This window comes from Klebsiella sp. R445, assembly GCF_051131755.1.
Taxonomy (GTDB): domain Bacteria; phylum Pseudomonadota; class Gammaproteobacteria; order Enterobacterales; family Enterobacteriaceae; genus Klebsiella; species Klebsiella lignicola.
The window spans coordinates 3,841,261-3,865,540 of sequence record NZ_CP180446.1; the positions used below are offsets into that span (position 1 = coordinate 3,841,261).

Genomic DNA, 24,280 nt, shown 5'->3' on the forward strand with positions numbered 1-24,280 from the left:
GCCGGCTACAAGTAACTCGAATTATTTAGGGTATAGTGCGCTTACCACTTTTTATTCAGCACGCGGTCGATGCTGAATGCGCCTGGACCGGTGATAGCCAGCAGCAGGAAGCCGCCTGCAATTGTCAGGTTTTTCATGAACATCAGCGAGTTCACGCCTTCAGCAAAGTTGCTGTGGAACAGGAACGCGGTCAGCAGAGTAAAGCCTGCGGTGAACAGCGCGGTGGTACGGGTCAGGAAACCGAACAGGATAGCCAGACCGCCGCCAAACTCCAGAAGAATGGTTAACGGCAGCAGTGCGCCCGGTACGCCCATGGCTTCCATATACTGTTGCGTGCCCGCATAACCGGTAATTTTTCCCCACCCTGCGGTGATGAACAGGATTGGCATCAGAATACGCGCTACCAGTACACCAACATCTTCTAATTTTTTCATTTCTTACTCCAGTAAACCCAAAGGGCGGCGATTTTGTTTTTTAGTGCAATCCTGCATAGTTACGCGGGCTTGCTGTCGATGGAGTGGATATTAGCGAGGCTCTGGAGTAATTGTTAGCAAGGAAAACTGTAGATCTTTATCAAAGAATCTGAGTAAGTGATGGGGGGAAGGCCAAATGAACGTATCTGCACGCAGCGGCGACCCGCTGGCACAGAGAAAGAACGTCAGGGATTGTGAGGAGTGTCAGCCGTAAAGCGGCGCTGTTGCGCCTGAGGGGGATCAGTGAGTGGATGGCTGGCGCAGCAGGCGTTTGACCATACGCCAGGTGCTCCAGAGGCCGACGCCGCGTTTTGTCCAGCGCAGTAAAAACCGCGGATGGCGCACTGACCACACCGCCATGATACCGCTGCCGACCATCGCCCATGAGCGGAGATGCTGGAACGTCTGCCAACCGCGATCGATCGGTGCGGTGGCCTCAAGCCAGTCACGACGGCTGGCGCTTAAATCCAGCCGTTGTTGTTGGATCTGGCGCAGCAGCAGCGCTTTTTGCCGTTCACGTTCCTGCTTATTGCTCATGACCGATCGTCCTCCAGCAGCGCCCGGTCTTCGGCCAGTTCTTTGCGCGTCATGCGCAGGAACGTCGAACGACGGGCTTTGCGTAGCGTCCAGATCCCGCCTATCAGCGAGCTGAGCAGCAGTACGGCGGTGGTGGCAATCATGACGTTCAGTCGGTATTGCGGATCGATGGCCCAGATAATCAGCACCAGCAGGCTCATCAGGCCAAAGGCGGCAAACAGCAGCGTCAGTCCCAGCATCAGAAACAGCTGGAAGAGATTGGCTTTCTCTTCTTCCAGCTCCACGACCACCAGGCGCAGGCGCGTTTCCAGCATTTCGACCAGCAGGCTAATTATCCGCTGACCAATACCGAAAACGCTCTTGCCTGGGCCTTGCGTGTGTTGAGTATCCGCCATAATTAACGACGCGTCAGCAGGACACCCAGCACCAGCCCGACGGCTGCGCCAATCCCGACACCGGTCCACGGATTTTCGCGGACATAGTCGTCGGCGCGAGCAGCGGTTTCACGGGTTTGTCTGACGATGGCGTCGCTGGTTTCACCGAGGCGAACGCGGCTCTCTTTCAGCGCGCTTTCCGCTTTACTACGCAGTTTGCCCACTTCTTCTTTTGACTTATCCGCTGAGGAGTTCAGCACTTCTTCCAGGGTATCCGCCAGCGTTTTCAGTTCGGCACGCAGATCGTCTGCAACGTTGTCTTTAGGCATCTTTCTCTCCTATAGAGTGGTTCCATATACGTAAGAAATTACGGATTAATAATCACGCGACTCCAGCGTTTTCAGCTCTTGTTGCGCTTCATCAAGCTTGCTCTGACGCTTGCTGATTTTATCCTTGTCACCTTTCTGCCGGGCTTCCTGCAGGTCGCGCTGGCGTTCAGCCACTTCTTCCCGCTGTTTGGCGATTTTTTGCTGATGATCGGCCTTGAGCTGGCCGTCATTGCAGTGTGCTCTGACTTCACTAAGCGCTTTGTTCAGACCGTCAATGCGGTTCTGATTGTGGTGTTTTTCAGCGTAGGTGATCTCACGCTTGATATCCTGCTCTTTTTCCTGACACGGGGAGTTGGCAAAGGCGCTGGCGCTCAGCGAACCCATAACCAGCAGCAGAACGACGTGGTATTTCATGAATGCTACCTTCCATTGTGTAAGGGCATATCCGGGAGATATGCCCGATCCAGTCGATAAACGTCAGCCCGGCGGCTCCCGCAATCTTAAGCATAGTAAGTAAAACGAGATTTCACCAAACTGTGTGAAAATATTCAGAATTTTGGTAATTATCCGAATCTATGAGGGACGTCGCGCAGGCGAGAGAGCCATGCTGTTGGCGTATTTTCATCCTCATGCAAAGCAATAATATAACCGTGCGGCAGGGCGCGGCCCAGCACTTCTTTTGCCGCGATGCTTTGCTCGCTGGAGTCAAACTTAATCAACAGCCCGTCTTTTTGAGGGGTAATGCTTTTAAAGCGAATGCCGTTGGCGTCGAGATGATGCCAGACGGAGAAGCCATCCGGCATGCCAACACCCTGGGTGACAGGGTGGATCGCCAGGGTGGATTCCTGCTGTTGGACAGCAAGCCAGAGCCAGAACAGGGCGCACAGAAGCACAGAGCCGCCCAGCATCCAGCCAATCTGGCGCACAGAGAGGCTTTTTTTGACCATCTTCATCCCCGACTACTGTGTTTTTTCTTCCACAGGACAACTAACGAACCGACCAGGCCAAACACCAGCAGCACCACCGGCAGCAGCATCAGACAGGACATCAGCTGGTCCTCATACTTCAGGAAGACCGGCGTTTTACCCAGCAGATAGCCCAGGGTCGTCAGAATCAGCACCCACAGCAGGCCGCTCATCCAGTTAAAGAACTGAAAACGGGCATTATTCAGACCGGACAGCCCGGCGATGGTGGGCAGCAGAGTACGTACGAACGCAATAAAGCGGCCAATCAACAGCGCGGAGAGCCCGTGCTTGTGGAACAGGTGATGCGCACGCTGGTGGTAGTGCGACGGCAAATGTGACAGCCAGTTTTGGACTATTCGCGTATTACCAAGCCAGCGCCCCTGGATATAGCTGAGCCAACAGCCCAGGCTGGCGGCGGTGGTCAGGAGAAGCAGCGTTTCCGGAAAACCCATCGCCCCTTTGGCAATCAGCACACCGACCAGCACCAGCAGGCTGTCGCCGGGCAAGAAGGCGGCAGGAAGCAGGCCGTTCTCAAGGAACAAAATCATAAATAAGACAAAATACAGCATGCCAATCATGGAGGGATTGGCGAGAGTTTCGTAATCCTGGCTCCACAGAGCATTCAACAATTGGGTTAATAGTTCCATTCACGATTCCTGGTACATCGGTTAACGATATGTCTGAACGCGGTAGCGACCTGGATTCTTATTAGATTATGGCCGTTGCTCATGCGTTCTGAACGGTTCCTTGTTCAAAAGTGAAGCCAGCAAAAGCTAACTCTCAGAGCGACAAAATGCATCTAATTGTAACAAAGGCACCGACTTTTCGTCAGAAAAATTGCAGTTTGTTGCGCATTGATTTTGCTGATTGCAATGGCGGGTGGCGAGTGTCTTTACACAGGCTGACACTATATATGTTTGCTTACCCAAACGAGGGAACAGGCAGGCGCAGACGGCCTGCCCGACAGGCGGATAATCGCTTATTTTACGCCGTTGGTCGCCGTATCGAGGTGAACAACAGGATTATCGGCAAACAGGTAACGATCGGCGTTGAACTCAAAATCATCGCTGGTTTCGTTGAACAGCATCAGCTTGGTGTTTTCCAGATGCTGCCACATCGCCAGTTTTGCCGCGTGCGGATCTTTGCGAATCAAGGCTTTGAGGATTTCGTCATGATCGTCACACCAGTTATCCACGGTGCGCAGGTCGATGTGATCATGCAGTTTTTTCCAGTACGGGTTGTGCACGCGCTGGGTCCACATTTGTTCGACGATAGCCGCGAGGGCAGTATTCTGCGTCGCCAACGCAACCTGGACGTGAAACAGCAGGTCCCACTCAGAATCGCGGTACGACTTCTCTTTGCGCGATTTCTCCTGGATCTCCATCAGTTTCATGATGTCCTGCTTGGTCACCTGGGTGGCGGCGAACTCAGCGATGTTACTTTCAATCAGCTGACGCGCCTGCAGCAGTTCAAACGGACCATAGCTGGCGAACTCCAGGTTCTCATCAATGGCCTGCTGGTATTTCGGGTGGTTAGAGATAACGTGGATGCCTGAGCCTTTACGGACTTCAACATAGCCTTCCACTTCCAGCATGATAATGGCTTCGCGAACCACGGTGCGGCTGACGCTTTTCTCGTCGGCGATAAACCGTTCTGCGGGCAGTTTATCGCCCACAAGGTAGACACCTTGCTCAATACGCGCCTTGAGCTCAGCGGCAAGCTGCTGATACAAACGACGCGGTTCTGTGATTTCCATATTCACTCCCGGAAGATGGCGACAATATTGGATTTGTTATACCACTTTTACGCCCATCTCACCACTGTAAGACATGAAAAAGCCGCCTGTAAGAAGGCGGCCTGGTGAACAACTCAATCAGTATAACAACTAGCTCTGCGTCGCCGGTTTACTCGTTTTGAGCGAGGGAGAGTCGTCATCGGCTGATTGGTTCTTCAGCACGGTCCAGATAACGACGGCACCCAGCAGGTCGAAGACCGCCAGTACGGCAAACAGCGGGCTGAAACCAATGGTATCGGCCAGCGCACCGACCACCAGAGCAAACATGGTACTTGCCATCCATGCCGCCATACCGGTCAGACCGTTGGCGGTTGCCACTTCGTTACGGCCAAACACGTCGGAAGAGAGCGTAATCAGCGCACCGGACAGGGCCTGGTGAGCGAAGCCACCGACGCACAGCAGGGCGATAGCAACGAACGGGCTGGTGAACAGGCCGATCATCCCTGGGCCAATCATCAGCAGGGCGCCCATGGTGACCACCATTTTACGGGATACAATCAGGTTCACACCAAACCAGCGCTGGAACAGCGGCGGCAGGTAACCCCCGATGATGCAACCCAGGTCGGCAAACAGCATCGGCATCCAGGCGAACATCGCGATTTCTTTCAGGTTAAAGCCGTAGACTTTAAACATGAACAGCGGGATCCAGGCGTTAAAGGTACCCCAGGCTGGTTCAGCCAGAAAACGCGGCAGGGCGATGCCCCAGAACTGGCGGTTGCGCAGAATCTGCCACGGAGACATTTTCTTGCCGTTATTGGTCTGATGCTGAGATTCCTGACCACCAATAATGTAGTCACGTTCTTCGGTGGTTAATTTTTTCTGGTCGCGCGGGTGTTTGTAGAATACCAGCCAAGCCATTGCCCAGATAAAACTCAAGACACCGGAAATAATGAACGCCATCTGCCAGCTGTGCATCACGATCGCCCAGACCACCAGCGGCGGAGCAATCATTGCGCCGATAGAGGAGCCGACGTTGAAGTAGCCTACGGCAATAGAACGTTCTTTTGCCGGGAACCACTCAGAGCTGGCCTTCAGGCCTGCCGGGATCATCGCGGCTTCTGCCGCACCGACGGCGCCACGTGCCAATGCTAATCCACCCCAGCTGCCCGCCAGCGCCGTGGAGCCACAGAAGATAGCCCAGGCAATCGCGAAGAAGGCGTAACCGATTTTCGTCCCCAGGACATCAAGAACGTAGCCCGCAACGGGCTGCATGACGGTATAAGCAGCTGAATAAGCTGCAATTATATAGGAATACTGTTGGGTGGAGATGTGTAACTCTTCCATCAGAGTCGGCGCAGCCGCAGCCACAGTGTTACGCGTCAGGTAGCCCAGCACGGTGCCCATGGTCACCAGTGCAATCATATACCAACGTAACCCTTTAATTTTACGCATGTAAAACCTCATCGTTTGTTTTATCTCCGCAGCGAGTGCGGCCATCTTCAAACCCTGTCACCAGGGTTGAGAAGGAGAAACGGAGGGCTCAGGGGGATTAACCCATATGGCCCGAACCTTGCCATCAATTGTTTTGCTTAATTCGGTATCCATACCGGTCAATGCGATGTGATAAATCATCGCGAAATCATTCCAACGGTTTATATGTTGCGACGGCAGAACGATAACTTGTCATACAACTTTAAAAGTTGAGTGCTGTCACAAAAGTGGGAAAGTTTATGGGGGTATTATTCCCTGCGGAAGAAGCCAGTGCTGGCGCGGCTTGCAGCGGTGTTTACTCCGGAGTGAGTACTTTTTTTGTCAGCGTTTATTGATCTAACTCACGAAAAAGATTTCGGCCTGTAGAAATTGGTGTGATAACTTTGTCAGCATATAGTCAATCATCTGAACGGCTCCTCAAGGGGAGCGAAGAGGAAATGAAAATGACAGCGTTTATGACCGAAGATTTTCTGCTTGATACCGAGTTCGCTCGTCGTCTGTACCATGATTACGCCAAAGATCAGCCGATTTTCGACTATCATTGCCACCTTCCACCGCAGCAGATTGCCGACGATTACCGTTTTAAAAACCTGTATGACATCTGGCTGAAAGGCGACCACTACAAGTGGCGCGCGATGCGCACCAACGGCGTGGCTGAGCGCCTGTGTACCGGCGATGCCTCGGACCGCGAGAAGTTTGACGCCTGGGCCGCCACCGTACCGCATACCATCGGCAACCCGCTGTATCACTGGACGCACCTGGAACTGCGCCGTCCGTTTGGTATTACCGGTCAGCTGTTATCGCCGCAAACTGCGGGTGCTATCTGGGATCAGTGCAACGACCTGCTGGCTCAGGACCGCTTCTCTGCCCGCGGGATCATGACCCAGATGAACGTCAAAATGGTCGGTACCACCGACGATCCGATCGATTCGCTGGAACATCACGCGGCGGTGGCCAAAGTGACCACCTTCAAAACCAAAGTGCTGCCAAGCTGGCGCCCGGATAAAGCCTTCAACATTGAACAGGCGACGTTCAACGACTACATGGCGAAGCTGGGTGAAGTGTCTGATACCGACATTCGCCGCTTTGCCGATCTGCAGTCCGCGCTGACGAAACGTCTGGATCACTTCGCCGCTCACGGCTGTAAAGTGTCTGATCACGCGCTCGACGTGGTGCTGTTTGCTGAAGCCAGCGAAGCGGAACTGGACAGCATTCTGGCCCGTCGCCTCTCCGGCGCGGCGCTGAACGAACAGGAAGTGGCGCAGTTTAAAACGGCGGTGCTGGTCTTCCTCGGAGCTGAATATGCCCGTCGCGGCTGGGTGCAGCAGTACCATATTGGCGCATTGCGTAACAATAACCTGCGTCAGTTCAAACTGCTGGGGCCTGATGTGGGCTTTGACTCCATCAACGACCGCCCGATGGCGGAAGAGCTGTCGAAGCTGCTGAGCAAGCAGAATGAAGAGAACCTGCTGCCGAAAACTATTCTTTACTGCCTGAACCCGCGCGATAACGAAGTGCTGGGCACCATGATCGGCAACTTCCAGGGCGAAGGGATGCCGGGCAAGATGCAGTTTGGCTCCGGCTGGTGGTTCAACGATCAGAAAGACGGGATGGAACGTCAGATGACCCAGCTGGCACAGCTCGGCCTGCTGAGCCGTTTCGTCGGGATGTTAACCGACAGCCGCAGCTTCCTGTCCTACACCCGTCATGAATATTTCCGTCGCATTCTGTGCCAGATGATTGGCCGCTGGGTTGAAGCCGGCGAAGCGCCAGCGGATATCCAGCTGTTGGGTGAGATGGTGAAAAATATCTGCTTTAACAATGCGCGTGATTACTTCGCTATTGAACTGAACTAAGACCAGAGGCCGGTTGATATGCAATACATTAAAATCCATTCGCAGGATAACGTTGCTGTCGCGTTAGCTGACATGGCTGCGGGGACTCAGGTCACCATCGACGGTGATACGGTCACCCTCGGCCAGGACGTTGTACGCGGTCATAAGTTTGCATTACGCGCGATTGCGAAGGGAGATAACGTCATTAAGTATGGTCTGCCCATTGGTCATGCGCTGGCGGATATCGAGCCAGGTGAGCATATTCATGCCCATAACACGCGGACCAACCTGAGCGACCTTGACGAGTATAGCTATCAGCCGGAACTGATCGAGCCATCGGCACAGCCGGAAGACCGTGATGTCCAGCTTTATCGTCGTGCGAATGGTGACGTCGGGGTGCGCAATGAATTGTGGATCCTGCCCACCGTCGGCTGCGTTAACGGTATCGCTCGTCAGATCCAGAACCGCTTCCTGAAAGAGACCCAGGATGCGGAAGGCACCGATGGCGTGTTCCTCTTCAGCCACACCTACGGCTGCTCGCAGCTGGGGGATGACCATGTGAACACCCGCACCATGCTGCAAAACATGGTGCGTCACCCGAACGCCGGAGCGGTGCTGGTGATTGGCCTGGGTTGTGAGAACAACCAGGTAGATGCCTTCCGTGAAACCCTCGGGGATTTCGACCCTGAACGGGTCCACTTTATGGTCTGCCAGAAGCAGGACGACGAAGTGGAGGCCGGGCTTGAGCATCTGCATCAGCTGTATGAAGTGATGCGCCACGACAAGCGTGAGCCGGGTAAACTGAGCGAGCTGAAGTTTGGCCTGGAGTGCGGCGGATCCGACGGTCTGTCCGGGATCACCGCGAACCCGATGCTGGGTCGTTTCTCGGATTACCTGATCGCCAACGGCGGCACCACCGTGCTGACCGAAGTGCCGGAAATGTTCGGCGCCGAGCAGCTCCTGATGAGCCACTGCCGTGACGAAGAGACCTTCGGCAAGTTGGTGACCATGGTCAACGACTTTAAACAGTACTTCATCGCGCATAACCAGCCGATCTACGAGAACCCATCGCCGGGCAACAAAGCGGGGGGCATCACCACGCTGGAAGATAAATCATTAGGCTGCACCCAGAAAGCGGGTTCCAGCCAGGTGGTGGACGTCCTGCGCTACGGCGAACGTCTGAAAGTGCACGGCCTCAACCTGCTGAGCGCGCCGGGTAACGATGCGGTCGCCACCAGCGCACTGGCCGGCGCAGGCTGTCATATGGTGCTGTTCAGCACCGGTCGCGGTACCCCGTACGGCGGTTTTGTGCCGACGGTAAAAATTGCCACCAACAGCGAGCTGGCAGCGAAGAAGAAACACTGGATCGACTTCGATGCCGGGCAGTTGATTCATGGCAAAGCCATGCCCCAGCTGCTGGAAGAGTTTGTCGATACCCTGGTTGAGTTCGTGAATGGCAAACCGACCTGCAATGAACGCAATGACTTCCGCGAGCTGGCAATCTTCAAGAGCGGCGTCACCTTGTAGGTTCGAGAGGGATCCCGGTCTTTGTCGTTAACGTGAAAACGGCGCTCCTTCGCAGGAACGCCGTTTTTTTCTTTTTGCTGAAAAGGATCTTTCATGACTGCGTATTGGGTTGCCCAGGGCGTCGGCGTCATCGCCTTTTTTATCGGTATCACCACCTTTGTTCACCGCGACGAGGGTCGCTTTAAACGTCAGCTGGCACTGTACAGCGGGATCATCGGCCTGCACTTTATTCTGATGGGGGCGATACCGGCGGGCATGAGCGCCGGGCTGAACGCCGTGCGCACCTTGATTTCATTGCGTACCCGTAGCCTGTGGGTGATGACGATTTTTATTGTGCTGACTCTGGTGTTGGGGCTGGGGAAACTACAGCATCCGATGGAGCTGTTGCCGGTCGTGGGCACCGTAGCCAGCACCTGGGCCCTGTTCCGCTGTAAAGGGCTGACCATTCGCTGCGTTATGTGGTGCTCTACCGCCTGCTGGGTGACGCATAACCTGTGGCTGGGGTCGATTGGCGGAACGCTGATTGAAGGCAGCTTTTTGATCGTCAACGGTCTGAATATTATCCGTTTCCGACGCATGATAAAGCGGGGGATCGATCCGTTTAAACAGGAAGTGGCAGAGATGCAAGAAACCCCCTCCGCACGCTAGCGGAGAGGGTCGGCAGGATTAATCGCGCAGCGCGTTTTTCGCCAGCTGATTGTCTTCAGCCATACAGGCCGCGGCGGTGAACAGCACGTCGGTAGAGGAGTTCAGCGCCGTTTCGCAGGAGTCCTGCAGAACGCCGATGATGAAGCCTACAGCAACGACCTGCATGGCGACATCGTTCGGGATGCCGAACATGTTACAGGCCAGCGGGATCAGCAGCAGAGAGCCACCGGCGACGCCGGAAGCACCACAGGCGCACAGCGATGCCACGACGCTCAGCAGCAGGGCGGTCGGCAGATCCACCGGGATACCCATGGTATGGACGGCGGCCAGCGTCAGCACCGTAATGGTAATTGCGGCCCCGGCCATGTTGATGGTGGCACCCAGCGGGATGGAGACGGAGTAGGTATCGCGATCGAGGTTCAGCTTTTCGCTCAATGCCATATTCACCGGGATGTTGGCGGCGGAGCTGCGGGTAAAGAAGGCGTACACGCCGCTTTCACGCAGGCAGGTCAGCACCAGCGGATACGGGTTGCGACGGATCTTCCAGAACACCAGCAGCGGGTTAATCACCAGCGCCACCAGCAGCATACAGCCCACAAGTACAACCAGCAGCTGACCATAGCCCCACAGCGTAGAGAAGCCGGTAGTCGCCAGGGTGGAGGAGACGAGGCCGAAAATCCCCAGCGGCGCGAAGCGAATCACCATTTTCACAATGAAGGTCACCGCATGGGAGACATCGTTGATCAGGTTTTTGGTCGTCTCATTGCCGTGACGCAGCGCAAAGCCCAGGCCAACGGCCCATACCAGGATCCCGATATAGTTGGCGTTCAGCAGTGCATCAATAGGGTTCGACACCATGCTCATCAGCAGCCCGCGCAGGACTTCGACAATCCCCGATGGCGGGGTGATATCGCCGGCGGCAGCGGACAGGTGCAGCGTGGAAGGGAAGGCAAAACTAAACAGCACGGCGGTTAATGCTGCGCTGAAGGTCCCCAGCAGGTACAGGAACAGAATCGGACGGATGCTGGTCTTCTGCCCCTGCTGGTGGTTAGCGATCGATGCCATCACCAGCATCAATACGAGTACCGGTGCGACGGCTTTCAACGCGCCGACAAACAGCGTGCCGAGCAGGCCAACGGCAATGGCCGCCGGTTTTGACACCAGCGCTAACAGCACGCCAAGAATCAGCCCTACTAAAATTTGTTTTACCAGGCTGCCCTGAACAAGACGCTGTAGCAGGCCCGATGAAGGAGTTTGTGTCGTCATAATGCATTCCTTGTGATGATGTCGCTGTCCGTCTCATGTACGTACTCTTTGTTACGCTTATGTCCGGATGTAAATAAATGTTTGCCTGGTCGAGTATACGGAAAGCGCGGCGGGTAGGAAGCGTAAAATGCTGCTTATTTCGTTCAGATCTTATTTTTTAACTATATATTAACGAATGTGTGACATGGTGAGGGATAATGCATGGTGCCAGTTGCTGGCCGGGCAAAAAACCTCTTCACCCGGCCATTTGCGGCTTATTGCTGTAATTTTTTCTTGTCGTTCTGCATGTTGACCCAGGCGTTAATCAACAGGGTCAGGCTCAGAATGCCGCCCACCACGCCGAGCGAAACGCCAATCGGGATGTGGTAGAAATCGACGATCAGCATCTTGATACCGATAAACACCAGGATCACCGACAGGCCATATTTCAGCATCGAGAAGCGCTCCGCCACGCCCGCCAGCAGGAAGTACATGGCGCGCAGGCCAAGGATCGCGAACAGGTTTGAGGTCAGCACGATGAACGGGTCGGTGGTCACGGCGAAAATCGCCGGGATGCTATCGACCGCGAAGATAACGTCGCTTAACTCCACCAGGATCAGTACCAGCAGCAGCGGGGTGGCGAACAGGACACCGTTCTTGCGCGTGAAGAAGTGTTCATTTTCAATTTTATCGGTCATGCGCAGGTGGCTGCGGATCCAGCGTACCAGCGGTTTGTCGCCGATGCCGGAATCATCTTCCTTCGCCAGCGCCATTTTCACACCGGTAAACAGCAGGAACGCACCGAAGATATAGAGCAGCCACTCGAACTGGGTGATAAGCCAGCTTCCGGCGAAGATCATCACCGTACGCAGCACGATCGCCCCAAGAACACCGTAAACCAGCACCCGACGCTGCAGCGCAGGCGGCACGGCGAAGTAGCTGAACAGCATCAGCCAGACGAAGACGTTATCAACGGCCAGCGCTTTCTCAATCAGATAGCCGGTAAGGAAAGCCAGCGCCTGAGGATCGGCAACCTCGCGGCCCTGGGTCTGCGCCAGGTACCACCAGAAAGCGGCGTTAAAGAGAAGGGAGAGGGTGACCCAAAGCATCGACCAGCCTGCAGCCTGCTTGATGGTCATGCCATGCGCGCCACGCCGACCCTGAAGAAACAGATCGATGGCCAGCATGATCACGACGACAACGGCGAATCCACCCCACAATAACGGTGTGCCGACAGTATTCATTACTCGATTCCTTACATAAAAACAAAACGGCTGACGTCGGAAGACGGCAGCCGCTGCGTGTTTATGCATAGACCTCGCCTTCCGGCAAGGTCTCACTTACAACAACCAAAACACCGCGCACTGAAGGCGGACACTTTGGTTATTGCCCGGCGACCGGATGCGGTTTTGCACGCATCGTAATGACGATCCACCGGCAAGGAAGTTACTCCCCTTTGCACGTAACAAAATATTACAAGTCATAAGAGGCGTCAATGATCGAAGACGGCCTCTTTACACTCTTTTACGCCACCTGTGGATTATCCGCCGGGAATACCACACCGGTCTGACGGCGAATTTCACTGAGCAGTTTGGCCGTAATCCGGCTGACTTCCAGACCCGGGTGATTCACCTGGCTGGCCTCGACCAAATCCGCGAAAACGTCCGCCTCATACAGCATAGTATTGATGTGCTGAGGCTGCGTCAGATCCTGCGCTTTGCCACCGCGGGGGATGAAAGCGACCTTCTGGCACTCCGAGATTTTCTCGATCACCAGCGCACCGGCTTCGCCCTGGATTTCGCTTGGCAGCGTAGAATCGCTCACTTTTGAGTGGTGCAGCGTGACGTCAAAATCCGCATAGCTCAGTACCACGGTACCCTGGGCATCCACGCCGCTGTCCAGCAGGCTGGCGCTGGCATGCACGGCACGCGGTTCACCCCACAGCGCGACGGTCGAGGCCAGGCAGTAAAAACCGATATCCATGATCGAGCCGTTGGAAAACGCCGGGTTGAAGGTGTTCGGGTTCTCGCCATCAAGGTAACGCTGATAGCGGGAGGAGTACTGGCAGTAGTTGATAAAGGCTTTATGCAGCTTGCCCACTTTGCTGAGCGACTGCTGCAGCAGCAGGAAATTCGGCAGGCTGGCGGTTTTGAAGGCTTCGAACAGCACCACCTGGTTTTCCTGGGCGGTACGGATGGCGGCTTCGACTTCCTGAATGTTGGAGGCCAGCGGCTTTTCACAAATCACATGCTTTTTATGGCTCAGGAACAGCTGCGTTTGCGGGAAGTGCAGGGAGTTCGGGCTGGCAATATACACGGCGTCGACGGCATCGCTCTGCGCCAGATCCTCCAACGACGTGAACAGATGGTCGACGGGATAATCGCGCGCAAAAGCCTGGGCTTGTTCAAGGCTGCGAGAGTAAATTGCGGTGAGTTTATACTTGCCAGTTTCATGGGCGGCATCGACAAACTGTTTGGTTATCCAGTTTGTACCAACAACAGCGAAACGTATCATAAACGTTGACGAACTCCGTTAAAGGGGACCTTTTGCCACTCTACCATGCCAGCATGACAAAACCAGTGCGCCATTACGCAGAACGATTTAACGAAAGATGCGTTAGCCACAGGCGGGTATCGAACTCCAGCTGGTGGTACTGAGGCTCCATATAACAGCACAGCTGATAGAAGGCTTTGTTGTGATCTTTCTCTTTGAGGTGCGCCAGTTCATGGACCACAATCATACGCAGAAAGGCCTCCGGCGCATCGCGGAACACCGTCGCCACCCGGATTTCAGCTTTGGCCTTCAGCTTGCCGCCCTGAACCCGGGAAATGGCGGTATGCAGGCCGAGCGCGTTATTCAGCACGTGAATTTTATTGTCGTACATGACCTTGTTGATCGGTGCGGCGCCGCGCAGATAGCGGGACTTCAGATCCTGGGTGTACTGATACAGCGCCTTATCGTTATTGACGTCGTGGCCTTCGGGGTAGCGTTTATTCAACACCGCGCCCAGACGTTGCTCGGCGATTAGCGTGCGGACCTGAGAAAGCAAATGCTCCGGGTAGCCCTGCAGGTAAGTCAGTTGGCTCATCAATACTCCAGACAGAAGAACATCACATCCTCTTTCAGGCGGCTTCGGCGCATCCTGAATGATTTTGTGTGCAAAAAGGGTATACTCACGCACCCTTTCAGGGATAACACCGAAATTTTACCACTCAGGAGGGCCGATGAGCCACTTAGACAACGGTTTCCGTTCACTGACATTGAAACGTTTTCCGGAAACGGACGACGTCAACCCGCTTCAGGCGTGGGAAGCGGCGGATGAATATCTGCTGCAGCAGTTAGATGACACGGAGATTAACGGCCCGGTCCTGATTCTGAATGATACCTTTGGCGCATTGAGCTGCGCCCTGGCGGAGCATACCCCGTTCAGCATCGGCGACTCCTATTTAACCGAACTCGCCACCCGTGAGAATTTACGCCATAACGCGATTGAAGAATCCAGCGTCAAGTTCCTCGACAGCACGGCAGAGTACCCGCAAGCGCCGGGTATCGTGCTGATCAAAGTGCCGAAAACCATGGCCCTGCTGGAGCAGCAGCTGCGCGCATTGCGCCTGGTGGTGACGCCGGAAACCCGAATCATCGCCGGGGCAAAAGCCCGTGACATTCATACCTCGACCCTTGAGCTGTTTGAAAAAGTGCTGGGGCCGACCACCACGACGCTGGCCTGGAAAAAGGCCCGCCTGATCAACTGTACCTTCAGCGCCCCGGCTCTTGCCGATGCGCCGCAGACTTTAAGCTGGAAGCTGGAAGGGACCAACTGGACGATCCACAACCACGCGAACGTGTTCTCACGTACCGGGCTGGATATTGGCGCGCGCTTCTTTATCGAACACCTTCCGTCAGACCTTGAAGGCGAAATCGTCGATCTGGGCTGCGGCAACGGGGTGGTCGGGCTGACGCTGCTGGAGCAAAACCCGCTGGCCAGCGTGGTGTTCGTCGATGAGTCGCCGATGGCCGTCGCCTCCAGCCGCCTGAATGTCGAAACCAACATGCCGGACGCGCTGGATCGCTGCGAGTTTATGATCAACAACGCCCTGTCAGGCGTCGAGCCTTTCCGCTTTAACGCCGTGCTGTGCAACCCGCCGTTCCACCAGAAACATGCGCTGACGGACAATATCGCGTGGGAAATGTTCCACCACGCGCGCCGCTGCCTGAAGATCAACGGCGAGCTGTACATCGTGGCGAACCGTCACCTTGACTATTTCCACAAGCTGAAGAAGATTTTCGGCAACTGCACCACCGTTGCCACCAACAATAAATTCGTGGTGCTGAAAGCGGTGAAAATGCGCAAGTTGCGCTAATTGCAGACCGCCAGCCGGGCTACTCATCTCAGTAGCCCGTACCCGTAGCCCGGGCAAGCGAAGCGCCCCCGGGAAATTCCGTTAAATCTCCAGTGCCAGCTTCGTCCCCTGGGCGATGGCGCGGCGAGCATCCAGCTCCATCGCCACATCGCACCCGCCAATCAGATGCACTACTTTCCCTGCCGCACGCAGCGGATCTGCAAGCTCGCGGCGCGGCTCCTGCCCGGCACAGATAATCACCTGATCGACGCGCAACACCTGCGGCTCTCCGCCGATCGTGACATGCAGCCCCTCATCATCGATCTTCTGGTAGCTCACGGCCGGGATCATCTTAACGCCGCGCGCCAGCAAGGTTGCCCGGTGGATCCAACCGGTGGTTTTGCCTAAACCGTCGCCAGGCTTACTGGCCTTGCGCTGGAGCATCACAATATTGCGCGGACTTTTCTCCAGCTGCGGCCCTTCCGGGCGCAGGCCGCCGGCGGTCTGCAGGCTGGTATCGATGCCCCATTCTTTGCAAAATTCGGCGATATTCTGGCTGGTGGCGATGTCGGGCTGGCTCAGGAACATCGCGGTATCAAAACCGATCCCGCCGCAGCCAATAATCGCCACGTTATCGCCCACCGGCGCTTTGTCACGCAGGACGTCGAGATAGCTCAGCACTTTCGGGTGGGTGATGCCGTCGATCTCCGGCATCCGCGGGGCGATCCCGGTGGCGAGGATTACTTCGTCAAACACCGTCAGACGATCCGCCGTCACCCGTTCGCCGATGCGTACGTTAACGCCGTGCCGATCCAGCATCCGGCGGTAGTAACGCAGCGTTTCGTAAAACTCCTCTTTGCCTGGGATCTGTTTGGCGATATTAAACTGGCCGCCGATCTCCTGCTGCGCATCAAACAGGGTCACAGAATGGCCGCGCGCGGCGGCATTTACGGCAAACGCTAGCCCGGCGGGGCCCGCGCCGACCACCGCCAGGCGTTTTGGTACCGGAGCCGCTGTCACCGGCATCAGGGTCTCATGGCAGGCGCGCGGGTTGACCAGGCAGGAGGTGACTTTACCGACGAAGATCCGATCCAGGCAGGCCTGATTACAGCCGATGCAGGTGTTGATCTCGTCCGCCCGTCCGTTTTGCGCTTTGCTCAGGAACTCGCCATCGGCGAGGAAGGGGCGGGCCATCGACACCATGTCGGCATCACCGTGGGCGAGGATCGCGTCCGCAACGCCAGGATCGTTGATGCGGTTGGTGGTCACCAGCGGGATCGACACGGCGCCTTTAAGCTTACGGGTCACCCAACTGAAGGCTCCGCGCGGGACCGGGGTCGCGATGGTAGGAATGCGCGCTTCGTGCCAGCCGATACCGGTATTGATAATTGTGGCACCCGCCGCTTCGATGGCCTGCGCCAGCGTGGTGACTTCTTCCAGCGTGCTGCCGTCGGTCACCAGATCGAGCATCGACAGGCGGTAGATAATAATAAAGTTGCGGCCAGCCCGTTCGCGGACCGCGCGCACCACTTCCACGGCAAAACGCATGCGCCGGGCATAATCGCCGCCCCACTCATCGGTACGCTGGTTGGTGCGGGTGGCGAGGAATTCGTTAATCAAATAGCCCTCTGAACCCATCACTTCAACGCCGTCGTAACCGGCCTCCTGGGCCAGTTGCGCGCAGCGGGCAAAATCGTCGATCAGCTGCAGGATCTCCTGATGGCTTAGCGCGTGCGGGGTAAAGCGGTTAATTGGCGCCTGTAACGCCGACGGGGCCACCAGCTGCGGCTGATAGCTGTAGCGCCCGGTATGCAGAATCTGCAGGGCGATTTTGCCGCCTTCACGGTGTACCGCTTCGGTAATCTGCCGATGGTGCGCCAGATGGTGGGCATCGTCGAGCACCGCGCCGCCTGCCATGGTGACCCCGGAGGCCGTAGGGGCCACGCCGCCGGTGACAATCAGCGCCACGCCGTGACGGGCGCGTTCGGCGTAAAAGGCCGCCAGCCGCTCTGCGCCGTCGGCATGTTCTTCCAACCCGGTGTGCATGGAACCCATCAGCACGCGGTTTTTCAACTGGGTAAAACCCAGGTCGAGCGGGGCGAATAACGACGGGTAGTGGCTCATAATGGCTTCCAGTCTCTTATACCCGTCATACTTCAAGCTGCATATGTGTTGGCTGCGCCCGCTCACCCCAGTCACTTACTTATGTAAGCTCCTGGGGATTTACGGCCTTGCCGCCTTCATGCAGCTTGAATTATTTCGGGTATGTAACATTATTGTTATGTGGTCGGATGAGTTACTAATTTAGCCGTCGCGCGGAAAAAGGGAAAAAGAGAGTGCGGTGATTGTGATGGGATTCAAAGATCCTGCAGGCTAGCTGAACGGCGATGCTGGAGTCAGCATGCGCCGCCTGTGATGTGGTCGGTGCTGTCGGGGTGGGGCAGGTTACGGCGTCCGCGCCCGGACGGGCGGAACCAGCCCCGGCGCCTGCCACATCGAGGTGGTCAGGCCGCTGTCCACCAGTCCCAGCTGGTCGGCATAGACCGACTGCCATTTTTCCATCATCCCCTGATACAGCTCGCGGTGGGCCGGGTTCGGTGTAAAGACCCTATGCCAGCTCACCAGTTTTTCCCCGGCGGTTGCCATATCGTGGTACAGACCGGCGCCGGTACCGGCGGCAATGGCGCAGCCCAGCGCGGTGGCTTCGCGCACCACCGGCACCCGCACCGGCAGGCCGGTGACGTCGCTGAGGATCTGGCTCCACAAGGCGCCTTTCGAACCACCGCCGGCGAATACCAGGCTGTCGAAGGTTACCCCGGAAAAGCGCGAGATCTGCGCCAGATTACAGGCGGAGACGATGGCCGCGTTCTCCTCCAGCGCGCGGAACAGCGTGGCCTTGTTGCATTTCTCCGGGTCGATGGAGAGGTTAATAAACGACGGCGCGGCGTGATACCACTGCTTGAAATGCATCGCATCGGAGAAAATTGGCATCACGCCGTGCGAGCCTGCCGGTACGCGGCTGGCCATCTCCTCCAGCAGGGAATAGGCATCCACCCCGAGGCGTTCGGCAACCAGCTTCTCTTCGGCGCAAAACGCATCGCGGAACCAGCGCATGGTCAGGCCGGTAAAGAAGCTAATGGACTCCGCCTGCGCCATACCGGGAATGACGTGCGGGTTCACGCGGATGTTCATGTCCGGGTCGGTCCGCACTTCCGGCAGGTTGACCACCTGTTGCCAGAAGGTCCCGCCCAGCACGGCGCTTTGCCCGGCGCGCACCACCCCAAGGCCCAGACAGCCGAGCTGAACATCACCGCCTCCCATCACCACCGGCGTGCCGGCCCGCAGGCCGCACTGCTGCGCCGCCGCGTTGGTCACCGTGCCGAGCAGTGTCCCGGTCTCTTTGACCGGGGAGAGCATATCCGCGCGCAATCCCGCCATATCGAGCAGCGCCGGGCGCCAGTTGCGGCTGAACAGGTCGAGCATGCCGGTGGTACCGGCGTTGGACGGATCGACGGCCAGCTCGGCGGAGAGTTTTGCCGCCAGCCAGTCGCTAATCATGGTGATGGTCGCCGCCTTGCGGTAGATATCCGGGCGATGGTGGGCCAGCCACAGCAGACGCGGCATGGCGCTCAGCGCCAGGGTCTGGCCGGAGACGTCATACACTTCGGATTCAAAATGAAAATCGTGGATCTCTTTGAGCTCCGCCACTTCGCGGCTGGCGCGGGCATCGACGTTGGCGCAGGCCCAGATAGCCTCGCCGTTACGATCGTACAGCACGATGCCTTCGCGCATCGAACAGCAGGCCACGGACTGAATATCGGCCCCCTGGAGATGGGCGTTTGCCAGCGCCTGGCGAATGCACTGGCAGGCCAGCTGCCAGTTGGTGGTGAGGTCGAACTCCATCGAGCCGGGCACATTTTCGATACTCAGATGCTTCCATTCCGCCTGGCCGACCGCCAGCTGGCGGCCGCTGAGATCGAAAATTACCGCCCGAATACTGCCGGTCCCGGCATCTAACGCTAACAGGTAACTCATGACATGCGCCTCGCGATTGTTGCGCGGCGCAGGACCGTCAGGAGGCCAGCGTGAGCACCGCGCGTGCTGTTGTCTCTTCCGTTACCAGGCCATTGATGCGTTTGCCCACCAGGGCGGCATAAATCGCCTGCGCTTTTTCCGTCCCACCGGCAACGCCGACAATAGTCGGCAACTGCGCCAGCTCGTCGAGGGTCACCCCGAGTAATTCCCGGTGAATCTCCAGTCCCTCAACCCGCTGACCATCGGCCTGCAGGAAATACCCCAAAATGTCGCCCACCGCACCTTTGCGGGCATACATCAGCTGTTCGCCTTCGCTGATGTAGCCAGAGCGCAGGATCGTGGCATCGCGATGCTGGTCGATGGCGCCGATACCCACGACCGCCGCATCTGCCGCCGTCGCCGCAAGGATCACGTCCCGCACGCTCGACTCCCGGCGTAAAATTTCTGCCACATCGGCCGAAGAGACCCGCAGCGGCGCCGGAATAATGCTGACGCGACAGGCGGCGTCCAGCTGGCCGATGCCGGTCATATACGGGCCGACGCCGCCGGAGAGCGTGACCAGGCGTACCTGCTGCGAGCTGATAAATCCGCTGAGGTGCTGCAGGCAGCTCATGGTCGCTTCGCCAAAACCCACCGCCAGCAGCTGCCCCGGTTCGAGGACGCCCATCAGCGATTGCGCCGCGCCAATCCCCAGACGGGTGTTCATCGGCGGGGTGTTGAGCGCCGGCAGCACCCGGGCGATCTTCAGGCCAAAACGCTGCTGCAGTTCGGTTTCCAGCGCCAGGCACCCCTCATAGCGAGAGTTGATCTGCACGCGGATCACCCCGGACTGGCGGCCTTTCTCCAGCAGGCGGGAGATCTTTAAGCGCGGCAGCCCCAGGCGCTCGCCGATATCGTTCTGCGTCAATCCATCGTGGTAGTAACACCATGCCACGCGCGCCACCAGCTCCTCTTCGGCTAACGCCAGGCCAGCGTAGCGGCTCTCTTCCGTAATGCGTTTTTCGCTCATAAAGTGAACTCTTATAAAAATTTAGATCATATGTTCGCTCTTGCGCAGGCGGAAAGTGTGAGCCGACTGGCAAATCCGATCTTTCATGGTTTGGCGATTTTTTCCAACGATCTAAAGCACCAAACTGTGATCTTTGCACGGTTGTAAATATAGTTCACGGTCTACGCTTTTGAACATTATTAAATTAAAAAATCATTTGTTCATACGAGGCGTGACAATGAAGCCATTGCTTGAAGCTCGCCAGATCCGCAAACAGTTCTCCGGCATCGCCGTGCTGAAGGGCATTGATTTCACGCTCTTTTCCGGCCAGGTGCATGCGCTGATGGGCGGCAATGGCGCGGGGAAATCGACGCTGATGAAGATTATCGCCGGGGTTGAAACGCCTGATGATGGTGAACTGACGCTCGGCGGCCGCACATTTTCGCGCCTCAATCCGGCGCTGGCTCACCAGTTGGGGATTTACCTGGTGCCTCAGGAGCCGATGCTGTTTCCCAACCTGACTGTGCGCGAGAACATTCTTTTCCGTCTGCCGAGACGACCCGAAAACGGCGGGCGTTTGCAGGAGAAGCTGCAGCAACTGAACTGCCAGATCAATCTGGAGGCGGCGGCCGGCACGCTGGAGGTGGCGGATCAGCAAATGGTGGAGATCCTGCGCGGCCTGATGCGCGACGCGCAGATCCTGATCCTCGATGAACCGACGGCTTCGCTGACCCCGGGGGAGACGGATCGTCTGTTTCGTCAGATCCGCGCGCTACAGGATCTCGGCGTCGGTATCGTCTTTATCTCGCATAAGTTGCCGGAGATCCGCCAGATCGCTAGCCATATCTCGGTGATGCGGGACGGCGCGGTGGTGCTGAGCGGTGAAACGACGGCATACAGCGACGCCCAGCTGATTAGCGCGATGACGCCAGCTGACCGCCAGCACGATCTGAGCGATTCGCAGAAGCTGTGGCTGGCGCTGCCGGGCAACCGCCGTACCCAACCGCAGGATTTTCCGGTGCTGCGGGTGGAGGATCTGACCGGCGAAGGGTTTATCGATCTCAGTCTGGAGATCCACGCCGGCGAGATCGTCGGCCTGGCCGGGCTGGTGGGATCCGGGCGCACCGAATTTGCCGAAACGTTGTACGGCCTGCGTGCGCCGCGGGCCGGGCGCGTGTGGCTGGAGAACCGCGATATCAGCCGCGACAGCACCCGCCAGCGTCTGGCTAGCGGGCTGGTCTATTTGCCCGAGGATCGGCAGGTGTCCGGGCTGTTTCTCGATGCGCCGGTGCGCTGGAACACGGTGATGTTCAACCAGCCATCGTGGTGGCAGCAGCGCCAGCGCGAAGCAGCGGTGGTGGAGCGCTACCACCGGGCGCTGGGCATCAAACTGAATCATAGCGAGCAGACCGTGCGGACGCTCTCCGGTGGCAATCAGCAGAAGGTGCTGCTGGCCCGCTGTCTGGAGGCCAACCCGCTGCTGCTGATCGTCGATGAACCCACGCGCGGCGTCGACGTTTCTGCCCGGGCCGACATCTACCAGCTGCTGAAAAGCGTCGCCGCGCAAAACGTGGCGGTGCTGATGATATCGAGCGATCTTGATGAGTTCGTCGGGCTGGCCGACCGGGTACTGGTGATGCACCAGGGCCGGCAGAGCGGGGAACTGCTCAGGCCAGCGGTGACCGTCGATCGCATGATGACCCTGGCCTTTGGAGGAGAGTCATGAAAACGTTACTCAGAAACCGCGAGCTCAGCGCGCTGCTGGCGATTCTGGCGCTGTTTGCGCTGCTGATCGCCCTCAACCCGGCCTGGTTCAGCCTGCAGATTCTGGCGATGATCTTTGCCAGTTCGCAAATCCTGTGCCTGCTGGCGCTGGGGGCCACGCTGGTGATGCTGACCCGCAATATTGATGTTTCCGTCGGTTCGACCGTCGGCCTGAGCGCGATTGCGGTCGGCGCAGCGCTTAACGCCGGCTATGACCTGACGCTGGCCATCGGCTTTGCGCTGGCGGTTGGCGCCCTGGCCGGGGCGTTTAACGGCCTGCTGGTGGTGGGGCTGCGTATTCCGGCGATTGTCGCCACCCTGGGAACCCTGGGGCTGTATCGCGGGGTGATGCTGCTGTGGACCGGCGGCAAGTGGATCGAGGGGCTGCCCGATAGCCTGAAGTCGCTGTCGGAGCCGCTGTTTATCGGCGTCTCTCCGCTGGGCTGGCTGGTGCTGGGGCTCCTGCTGGTGGGCGCGTGGCTGCTGGCACGCACCGCGTTTGGCCGTGACTTCTACGCCGTGGGTGACAACCTGGCCGCCGCGCGTCAGCTCGGCGTGGCGGTGAATCGCACGCGCATGCTGGCTTTCACCCTGAACGGCATGCTGGCGGCCTGCGCCGGGATCGTCTTTGCCGCGCAAATCGGTTTTGTCCCTAACCAGACCGGCAGCGGGCTGGAGATGAAAGCCATCGCCGCCTGCGTCCTCGGTGGGATCTCGCTGCTGGGCGGAACCGGCACGCTGGTGGGCGCTTTCCTCGGCGCCTTTTTCCTGACGCAAATCGACACCGTGCTGGTGCTGCTTCGGCTGCCGGCGTGGTGGAACGACTTTATCGCCGGCCTGGTGCTGCTGGGCGTGCTGGTGCTCGACGGACGACTGCGCCAGGCGCTGGCGCGTCATCAGCGGGCGCTGAAGTACAGCCGCTTTCAGCCCGGTAACAAAGGGGGAAAGCACGTCACCCCGTTCACCAACCGTAAGAACAAAGAGGTGGCGTAGATGAAACTCAACTGGGAATGCGCGCTGCTGCTGTTACTGGTGCTGGAGATCCTGCTGTTTGGCGCGATCAACCCGCGGATGCTGGACCTCAACATGCTGCTGTTCAGCACCAGCGATTTTATCTGTATCGGTATCGTCGCGTTGCCGTTGACGCTGGTGATCATCAGCGGCGGGATCGATATTTCGCTGGGCTCCACCATTGGCCTGTGTGCCATTGCCCTCGGGGTGATGATGCAGGCGGGCTGGCCGATGGCGTTGGCGATCCCGCTGACCCTCGTGGTGGGGCTGCTGTGCGGCCTGCTTAACGCAGCACTGATTCACTACACCGGCATCAGCCCGCTGGTGATCACCCTCGGCACACTGTACCTCTACGGTGGGGCGGCGCTGCTGCTTTCCGGGATGGCGGGGGCGACCGGTTATGAGGGGATTGGCGGTTTCCCGGACAGCTTTACCGCCTTCGCCAACCTGACGCTGCCCGGACTTCCGTTGCCGTTACCGCTGGTGCTGTTTGCGGTGCTGAGCTTTTTCTTCTGGCTGCTGGCCCATCGTGGGCGCTTTGGCCGCGACCTCTTTTTGCTGGGACAAAACCCCCGGGCCGCGCGCTATGCGGCGTTGTCGGTGAACGGCATGCCGTATGTGCTGTATGGCCTGGTGGGGGTGGCGTCGGCGATAGCGGCGCTGATTCTGGTCTCCTACTTCGGCTCGGCGCGATCGGATCTCGGCCGCGACCTGCTGATGCCGGCCCTCACTGCCGCCGTGCTCGGCGGGGCGAATATCTACGGTGGGTCCGGTTCGGTCCTCGGTACGGCACTGGCGGCACTGCTGGTGGGGTATCTGCAACAGGGTTTACAGATGGTCGGCATCCCCAACCAGGTGTCGAGCGCGCTGTCAGGGGCGCTGTTGGTTGTGGTGGTGATGGGGCGCTCGCTGAGCCTGCACCGTGAATGGTTGCGGATGGCCTGGCGACGTGTTTCACGCGCATAACTCAATCGGAGCATAAA

22 protein-coding genes and 1 pseudogene are annotated in these 24,280 nt (G+C 57.7%); 7 read left to right on the forward strand and 16 right to left on the reverse strand.

Annotated elements, in window-relative coordinates:
- Positions 1-41 precede the first annotated feature (41 nt).
- The 9 genes from ACMYSN_RS18050 to ACMYSN_RS18090 all read right to left on the reverse strand — a co-directional run bounded on the left by ACMYSN_RS18050 (position 42) and on the right by ACMYSN_RS18090 (position 5,865).
- The gene (locus tag ACMYSN_RS18050) at positions 42-434 is read right to left on the reverse strand and encodes a DoxX family protein (protein WP_004867955.1); all 393 of its coding nucleotides are present in this window, start codon (positions 432-434) and stop codon (positions 42-44) included.
- 279 nt (positions 435-713) lie between these two features.
- Positions 714-1,010, reverse strand: coding sequence for a YqjK-like family protein (locus ACMYSN_RS18055; RefSeq protein ID WP_462495678.1), 297 nt, complete (start codon positions 1,008-1,010; stop codon positions 714-716).
- Entirely contained in the window at positions 1,007-1,405 is a 399-nt protein-coding gene (locus ACMYSN_RS18060) for a phage holin family protein (protein ID WP_462495679.1), read from the reverse strand. Before ACMYSN_RS18060 ends, ACMYSN_RS18055 begins: the two co-directional genes overlap by 4 nt.
- 2 nt (positions 1,406-1,407) lie before the next feature.
- Positions 1,408-1,713: an ElaB/YgaM/YqjD family protein gene (locus tag ACMYSN_RS18065; RefSeq protein WP_123756376.1), complete on the reverse strand. Its 306-nt coding sequence runs from the start codon at positions 1,711-1,713 to the stop codon at positions 1,408-1,410.
- A gap of 45 nt (positions 1,714-1,758) precedes the next feature.
- Positions 1,759-2,127, reverse strand: coding sequence for a DUF1090 domain-containing protein (locus ACMYSN_RS18070; RefSeq protein WP_123756377.1), 369 nt, complete (start codon positions 2,125-2,127; stop codon positions 1,759-1,761).
- Between the two features lie 149 nt (positions 2,128-2,276).
- Entirely contained in the window at positions 2,277-2,660 is a 384-nt protein-coding gene (gene mzrA / locus ACMYSN_RS18075) for an EnvZ/OmpR regulon moderator MzrA (RefSeq protein WP_462498282.1), read from the reverse strand.
- Positions 2,661-2,662: 2 nt separating this feature from the next.
- Complete coding sequence (gene yqjA / locus ACMYSN_RS18080; protein WP_123756378.1) at positions 2,663-3,325, reverse strand: DedA family general envelope maintenance protein YqjA; 663 nt, start codon at positions 3,323-3,325, stop codon at positions 2,663-2,665.
- 332 nt (positions 3,326-3,657) lie between these two features.
- On the reverse strand, positions 3,658-4,434 hold the full coding sequence (gene exuR / locus ACMYSN_RS18085; protein WP_462495680.1) for a transcriptional regulator ExuR: 777 nt from the start codon (positions 4,432-4,434) through the stop codon (positions 3,658-3,660).
- Positions 4,435-4,563: 129 nt separating this feature from the next.
- The gene (locus ACMYSN_RS18090; protein ID WP_462495681.1) at positions 4,564-5,865 is read right to left on the reverse strand and encodes an MFS transporter; all 1,302 of its coding nucleotides are present in this window, start codon (positions 5,863-5,865) and stop codon (positions 4,564-4,566) included.
- A gap of 482 nt (positions 5,866-6,347) precedes the next feature.
- On the opposite strand from ACMYSN_RS18090, the gene uxaC reads away from it, so the two are divergent.
- The 3 genes from uxaC (at position 6,348) to ACMYSN_RS18105 (ending at position 9,914) form a co-directional block, all read left to right on the forward strand.
- Positions 6,348-7,760, forward strand: coding sequence for a glucuronate isomerase (gene uxaC, locus ACMYSN_RS18095; protein WP_123756381.1), 1,413 nt, complete (start codon positions 6,348-6,350; stop codon positions 7,758-7,760).
- A gap of 18 nt (positions 7,761-7,778) precedes the next feature.
- Entirely contained in the window at positions 7,779-9,266 is a 1,488-nt protein-coding gene (locus ACMYSN_RS18100; protein ID WP_462495682.1) for a UxaA family hydrolase, read from the forward strand.
- A 93-nt stretch (positions 9,267-9,359) separates the two neighbouring features.
- Entirely contained in the window at positions 9,360-9,914 is a 555-nt protein-coding gene (locus tag ACMYSN_RS18105) for a YgjV family protein (RefSeq protein WP_462495683.1), read from the forward strand.
- An 18-nt stretch (positions 9,915-9,932) separates the two neighbouring features.
- Here ACMYSN_RS18105 and sstT read toward each other — a convergent pair whose 3' ends face one another.
- The 4 genes from sstT to ACMYSN_RS18125 form a co-directional block, all read right to left on the reverse strand.
- The gene (gene sstT / locus ACMYSN_RS18110) at positions 9,933-11,180 is read right to left on the reverse strand and encodes a serine/threonine transporter SstT (protein WP_462495684.1); all 1,248 of its coding nucleotides are present in this window, start codon (positions 11,178-11,180) and stop codon (positions 9,933-9,935) included.
- 254 nt (positions 11,181-11,434) lie between these two features.
- On the reverse strand, positions 11,435-12,403 hold the full coding sequence (locus tag ACMYSN_RS18115) for a TerC family protein (protein WP_462495685.1): 969 nt from the start codon (positions 12,401-12,403) through the stop codon (positions 11,435-11,437).
- 280 nt (positions 12,404-12,683) lie between these two features.
- Complete coding sequence (locus tag ACMYSN_RS18120; protein WP_462495686.1) at positions 12,684-13,673, reverse strand: Gfo/Idh/MocA family protein; 990 nt, start codon at positions 13,671-13,673, stop codon at positions 12,684-12,686.
- A 73-nt stretch (positions 13,674-13,746) separates the two neighbouring features.
- Positions 13,747-14,247 carry a M48 metallopeptidase family protein gene (locus tag ACMYSN_RS18125; protein WP_123756387.1) on the reverse strand — a complete coding sequence of 167 codons (501 nt, stop codon included), beginning with the start codon at positions 14,245-14,247 and terminating at the stop codon, positions 13,747-13,749.
- A gap of 136 nt (positions 14,248-14,383) precedes the next feature.
- On the opposite strand from ACMYSN_RS18125, the gene rlmG reads away from it, so the two are divergent.
- Positions 14,384-15,520 (forward strand): 23S rRNA (guanine(1835)-N(2))-methyltransferase RlmG, encoded by a 1,137-nt coding sequence (gene rlmG, locus ACMYSN_RS18130; protein ID WP_462495687.1) that lies wholly within the window; start codon positions 14,384-14,386, stop codon positions 15,518-15,520.
- An 81-nt stretch (positions 15,521-15,601) separates the two neighbouring features.
- Here the strand turns inward: rlmG and ACMYSN_RS18135 are convergent, their stop codons facing one another.
- From ACMYSN_RS18135 to lsrR, 3 genes are all read right to left on the reverse strand, one after another.
- A complete protein-coding gene (locus ACMYSN_RS18135; protein WP_462495688.1) occupies positions 15,602-17,623 on the reverse strand; it encodes an oxidoreductase in 2,022 nt (673 codons plus the stop codon).
- 321 nt (positions 17,624-17,944) lie between these two features.
- On the reverse strand, positions 17,945-19,534 hold the full coding sequence (gene lsrK / locus ACMYSN_RS18140) for an autoinducer-2 kinase (RefSeq protein WP_462495689.1): 1,590 nt from the start codon (positions 19,532-19,534) through the stop codon (positions 17,945-17,947).
- A gap of 37 nt (positions 19,535-19,571) precedes the next feature.
- On the reverse strand, positions 19,572-20,543 hold the full coding sequence (gene lsrR / locus ACMYSN_RS18145) for a transcriptional regulator LsrR (RefSeq protein ID WP_123756391.1): 972 nt from the start codon (positions 20,541-20,543) through the stop codon (positions 19,572-19,574).
- 217 nt (positions 20,544-20,760) lie between these two features.
- Between lsrR and lsrA the strand changes: the two genes are divergently transcribed.
- From lsrA to lsrD, 3 genes and pseudogenes are all read left to right on the forward strand, one after another.
- On the forward strand, positions 20,761-22,248 hold the full coding sequence (lsrA, locus tag ACMYSN_RS18150; protein ID WP_462495690.1) for an autoinducer 2 ABC transporter ATP-binding protein LsrA: 1,488 nt from the start codon (positions 20,761-20,763) through the stop codon (positions 22,246-22,248).
- Positions 22,245-23,279 carry an autoinducer 2 ABC transporter permease LsrC gene (gene lsrC / locus ACMYSN_RS18155; protein ID WP_174509461.1) on the forward strand — a complete coding sequence of 345 codons (1,035 nt, stop codon included), beginning with the start codon at positions 22,245-22,247 and terminating at the stop codon, positions 23,277-23,279. The genes lsrA and lsrC overlap by 4 nt, the downstream gene beginning before the upstream one ends.
- A pseudogene (gene lsrD, locus ACMYSN_RS18160) lies at positions 23,280-24,279 on the forward strand (autoinducer 2 ABC transporter permease LsrD).
- Position 24,280: the final 1 nt, after the last annotated feature.

What these genes read in the sequence shown, in the direction of transcription:
- ACMYSN_RS18050 (WP_004867955.1), bottom strand. Translation starts at nt 434, where the DNA reads ATGAAAAAATTAGAAGATGTTGGTGTACTGGTAGCGCGTATTCTGATG.
- ACMYSN_RS18055 (WP_462495678.1), bottom strand. Translation starts at nt 1,010, where the DNA reads ATGAGCAATAAGCAGGAACGTGAACGGCAAAAAGCGCTGCTGCTGCGC.
- ACMYSN_RS18060 (WP_462495679.1), bottom strand. Translation starts at nt 1,405, where the DNA reads ATGGCGGATACTCAACACACGCAAGGCCCAGGCAAGAGCGTTTTCGGT.
- ACMYSN_RS18065 (WP_123756376.1), bottom strand. Translation starts at nt 1,713, where the DNA reads ATGCCTAAAGACAACGTTGCAGACGATCTGCGTGCCGAACTGAAAACG.
- ACMYSN_RS18070 (WP_123756377.1), bottom strand. Translation starts at nt 2,127, where the DNA reads ATGAAATACCACGTCGTTCTGCTGCTGGTTATGGGTTCGCTGAGCGCC.
- mzrA (WP_462498282.1), bottom strand. Translation starts at nt 2,660, where the DNA reads ATGGTCAAAAAAAGCCTCTCTGTGCGCCAGATTGGCTGGATGCTGGGC.
- yqjA (WP_123756378.1), bottom strand. Translation starts at nt 3,325, where the DNA reads ATGGAACTATTAACCCAATTGTTGAATGCTCTGTGGAGCCAGGATTAC.
- exuR (WP_462495680.1), bottom strand. Translation starts at nt 4,434, where the DNA reads ATGGAAATCACAGAACCGCGTCGTTTGTATCAGCAGCTTGCCGCTGAG.
- ACMYSN_RS18090 (WP_462495681.1), bottom strand. Translation starts at nt 5,865, where the DNA reads ATGCGTAAAATTAAAGGGTTACGTTGGTATATGATTGCACTGGTGACC.
- uxaC (WP_123756381.1), top strand. Translation starts at nt 6,348, where the DNA reads ATGACAGCGTTTATGACCGAAGATTTTCTGCTTGATACCGAGTTCGCT.
- ACMYSN_RS18100 (WP_462495682.1), top strand. Translation starts at nt 7,779, where the DNA reads ATGCAATACATTAAAATCCATTCGCAGGATAACGTTGCTGTCGCGTTA.
- ACMYSN_RS18105 (WP_462495683.1), top strand. Translation starts at nt 9,360, where the DNA reads ATGACTGCGTATTGGGTTGCCCAGGGCGTCGGCGTCATCGCCTTTTTT.
- sstT (WP_462495684.1), bottom strand. Translation starts at nt 11,180, where the DNA reads ATGACGACACAAACTCCTTCATCGGGCCTGCTACAGCGTCTTGTTCAG.
- ACMYSN_RS18115 (WP_462495685.1), bottom strand. Translation starts at nt 12,403, where the DNA reads ATGAATACTGTCGGCACACCGTTATTGTGGGGTGGATTCGCCGTTGTC.
- ACMYSN_RS18120 (WP_462495686.1), bottom strand. Translation starts at nt 13,673, where the DNA reads ATGATACGTTTCGCTGTTGTTGGTACAAACTGGATAACCAAACAGTTT.
- ACMYSN_RS18125 (WP_123756387.1), bottom strand. Translation starts at nt 14,247, where the DNA reads ATGAGCCAACTGACTTACCTGCAGGGCTACCCGGAGCATTTGCTTTCT.
- rlmG (WP_462495687.1), top strand. Translation starts at nt 14,384, where the DNA reads ATGAGCCACTTAGACAACGGTTTCCGTTCACTGACATTGAAACGTTTT.
- ACMYSN_RS18135 (WP_462495688.1), bottom strand. Translation starts at nt 17,623, where the DNA reads ATGAGCCACTACCCGTCGTTATTCGCCCCGCTCGACCTGGGTTTTACC.
- lsrK (WP_462495689.1), bottom strand. Translation starts at nt 19,534, where the DNA reads ATGAGTTACCTGTTAGCGTTAGATGCCGGGACCGGCAGTATTCGGGCG.
- lsrR (WP_123756391.1), bottom strand. Translation starts at nt 20,543, where the DNA reads ATGAGCGAAAAACGCATTACGGAAGAGAGCCGCTACGCTGGCCTGGCG.
- lsrA (WP_462495690.1), top strand. Translation starts at nt 20,761, where the DNA reads ATGAAGCCATTGCTTGAAGCTCGCCAGATCCGCAAACAGTTCTCCGGC.
- lsrC (WP_174509461.1), top strand. Translation starts at nt 22,245, where the DNA reads ATGAAAACGTTACTCAGAAACCGCGAGCTCAGCGCGCTGCTGGCGATT.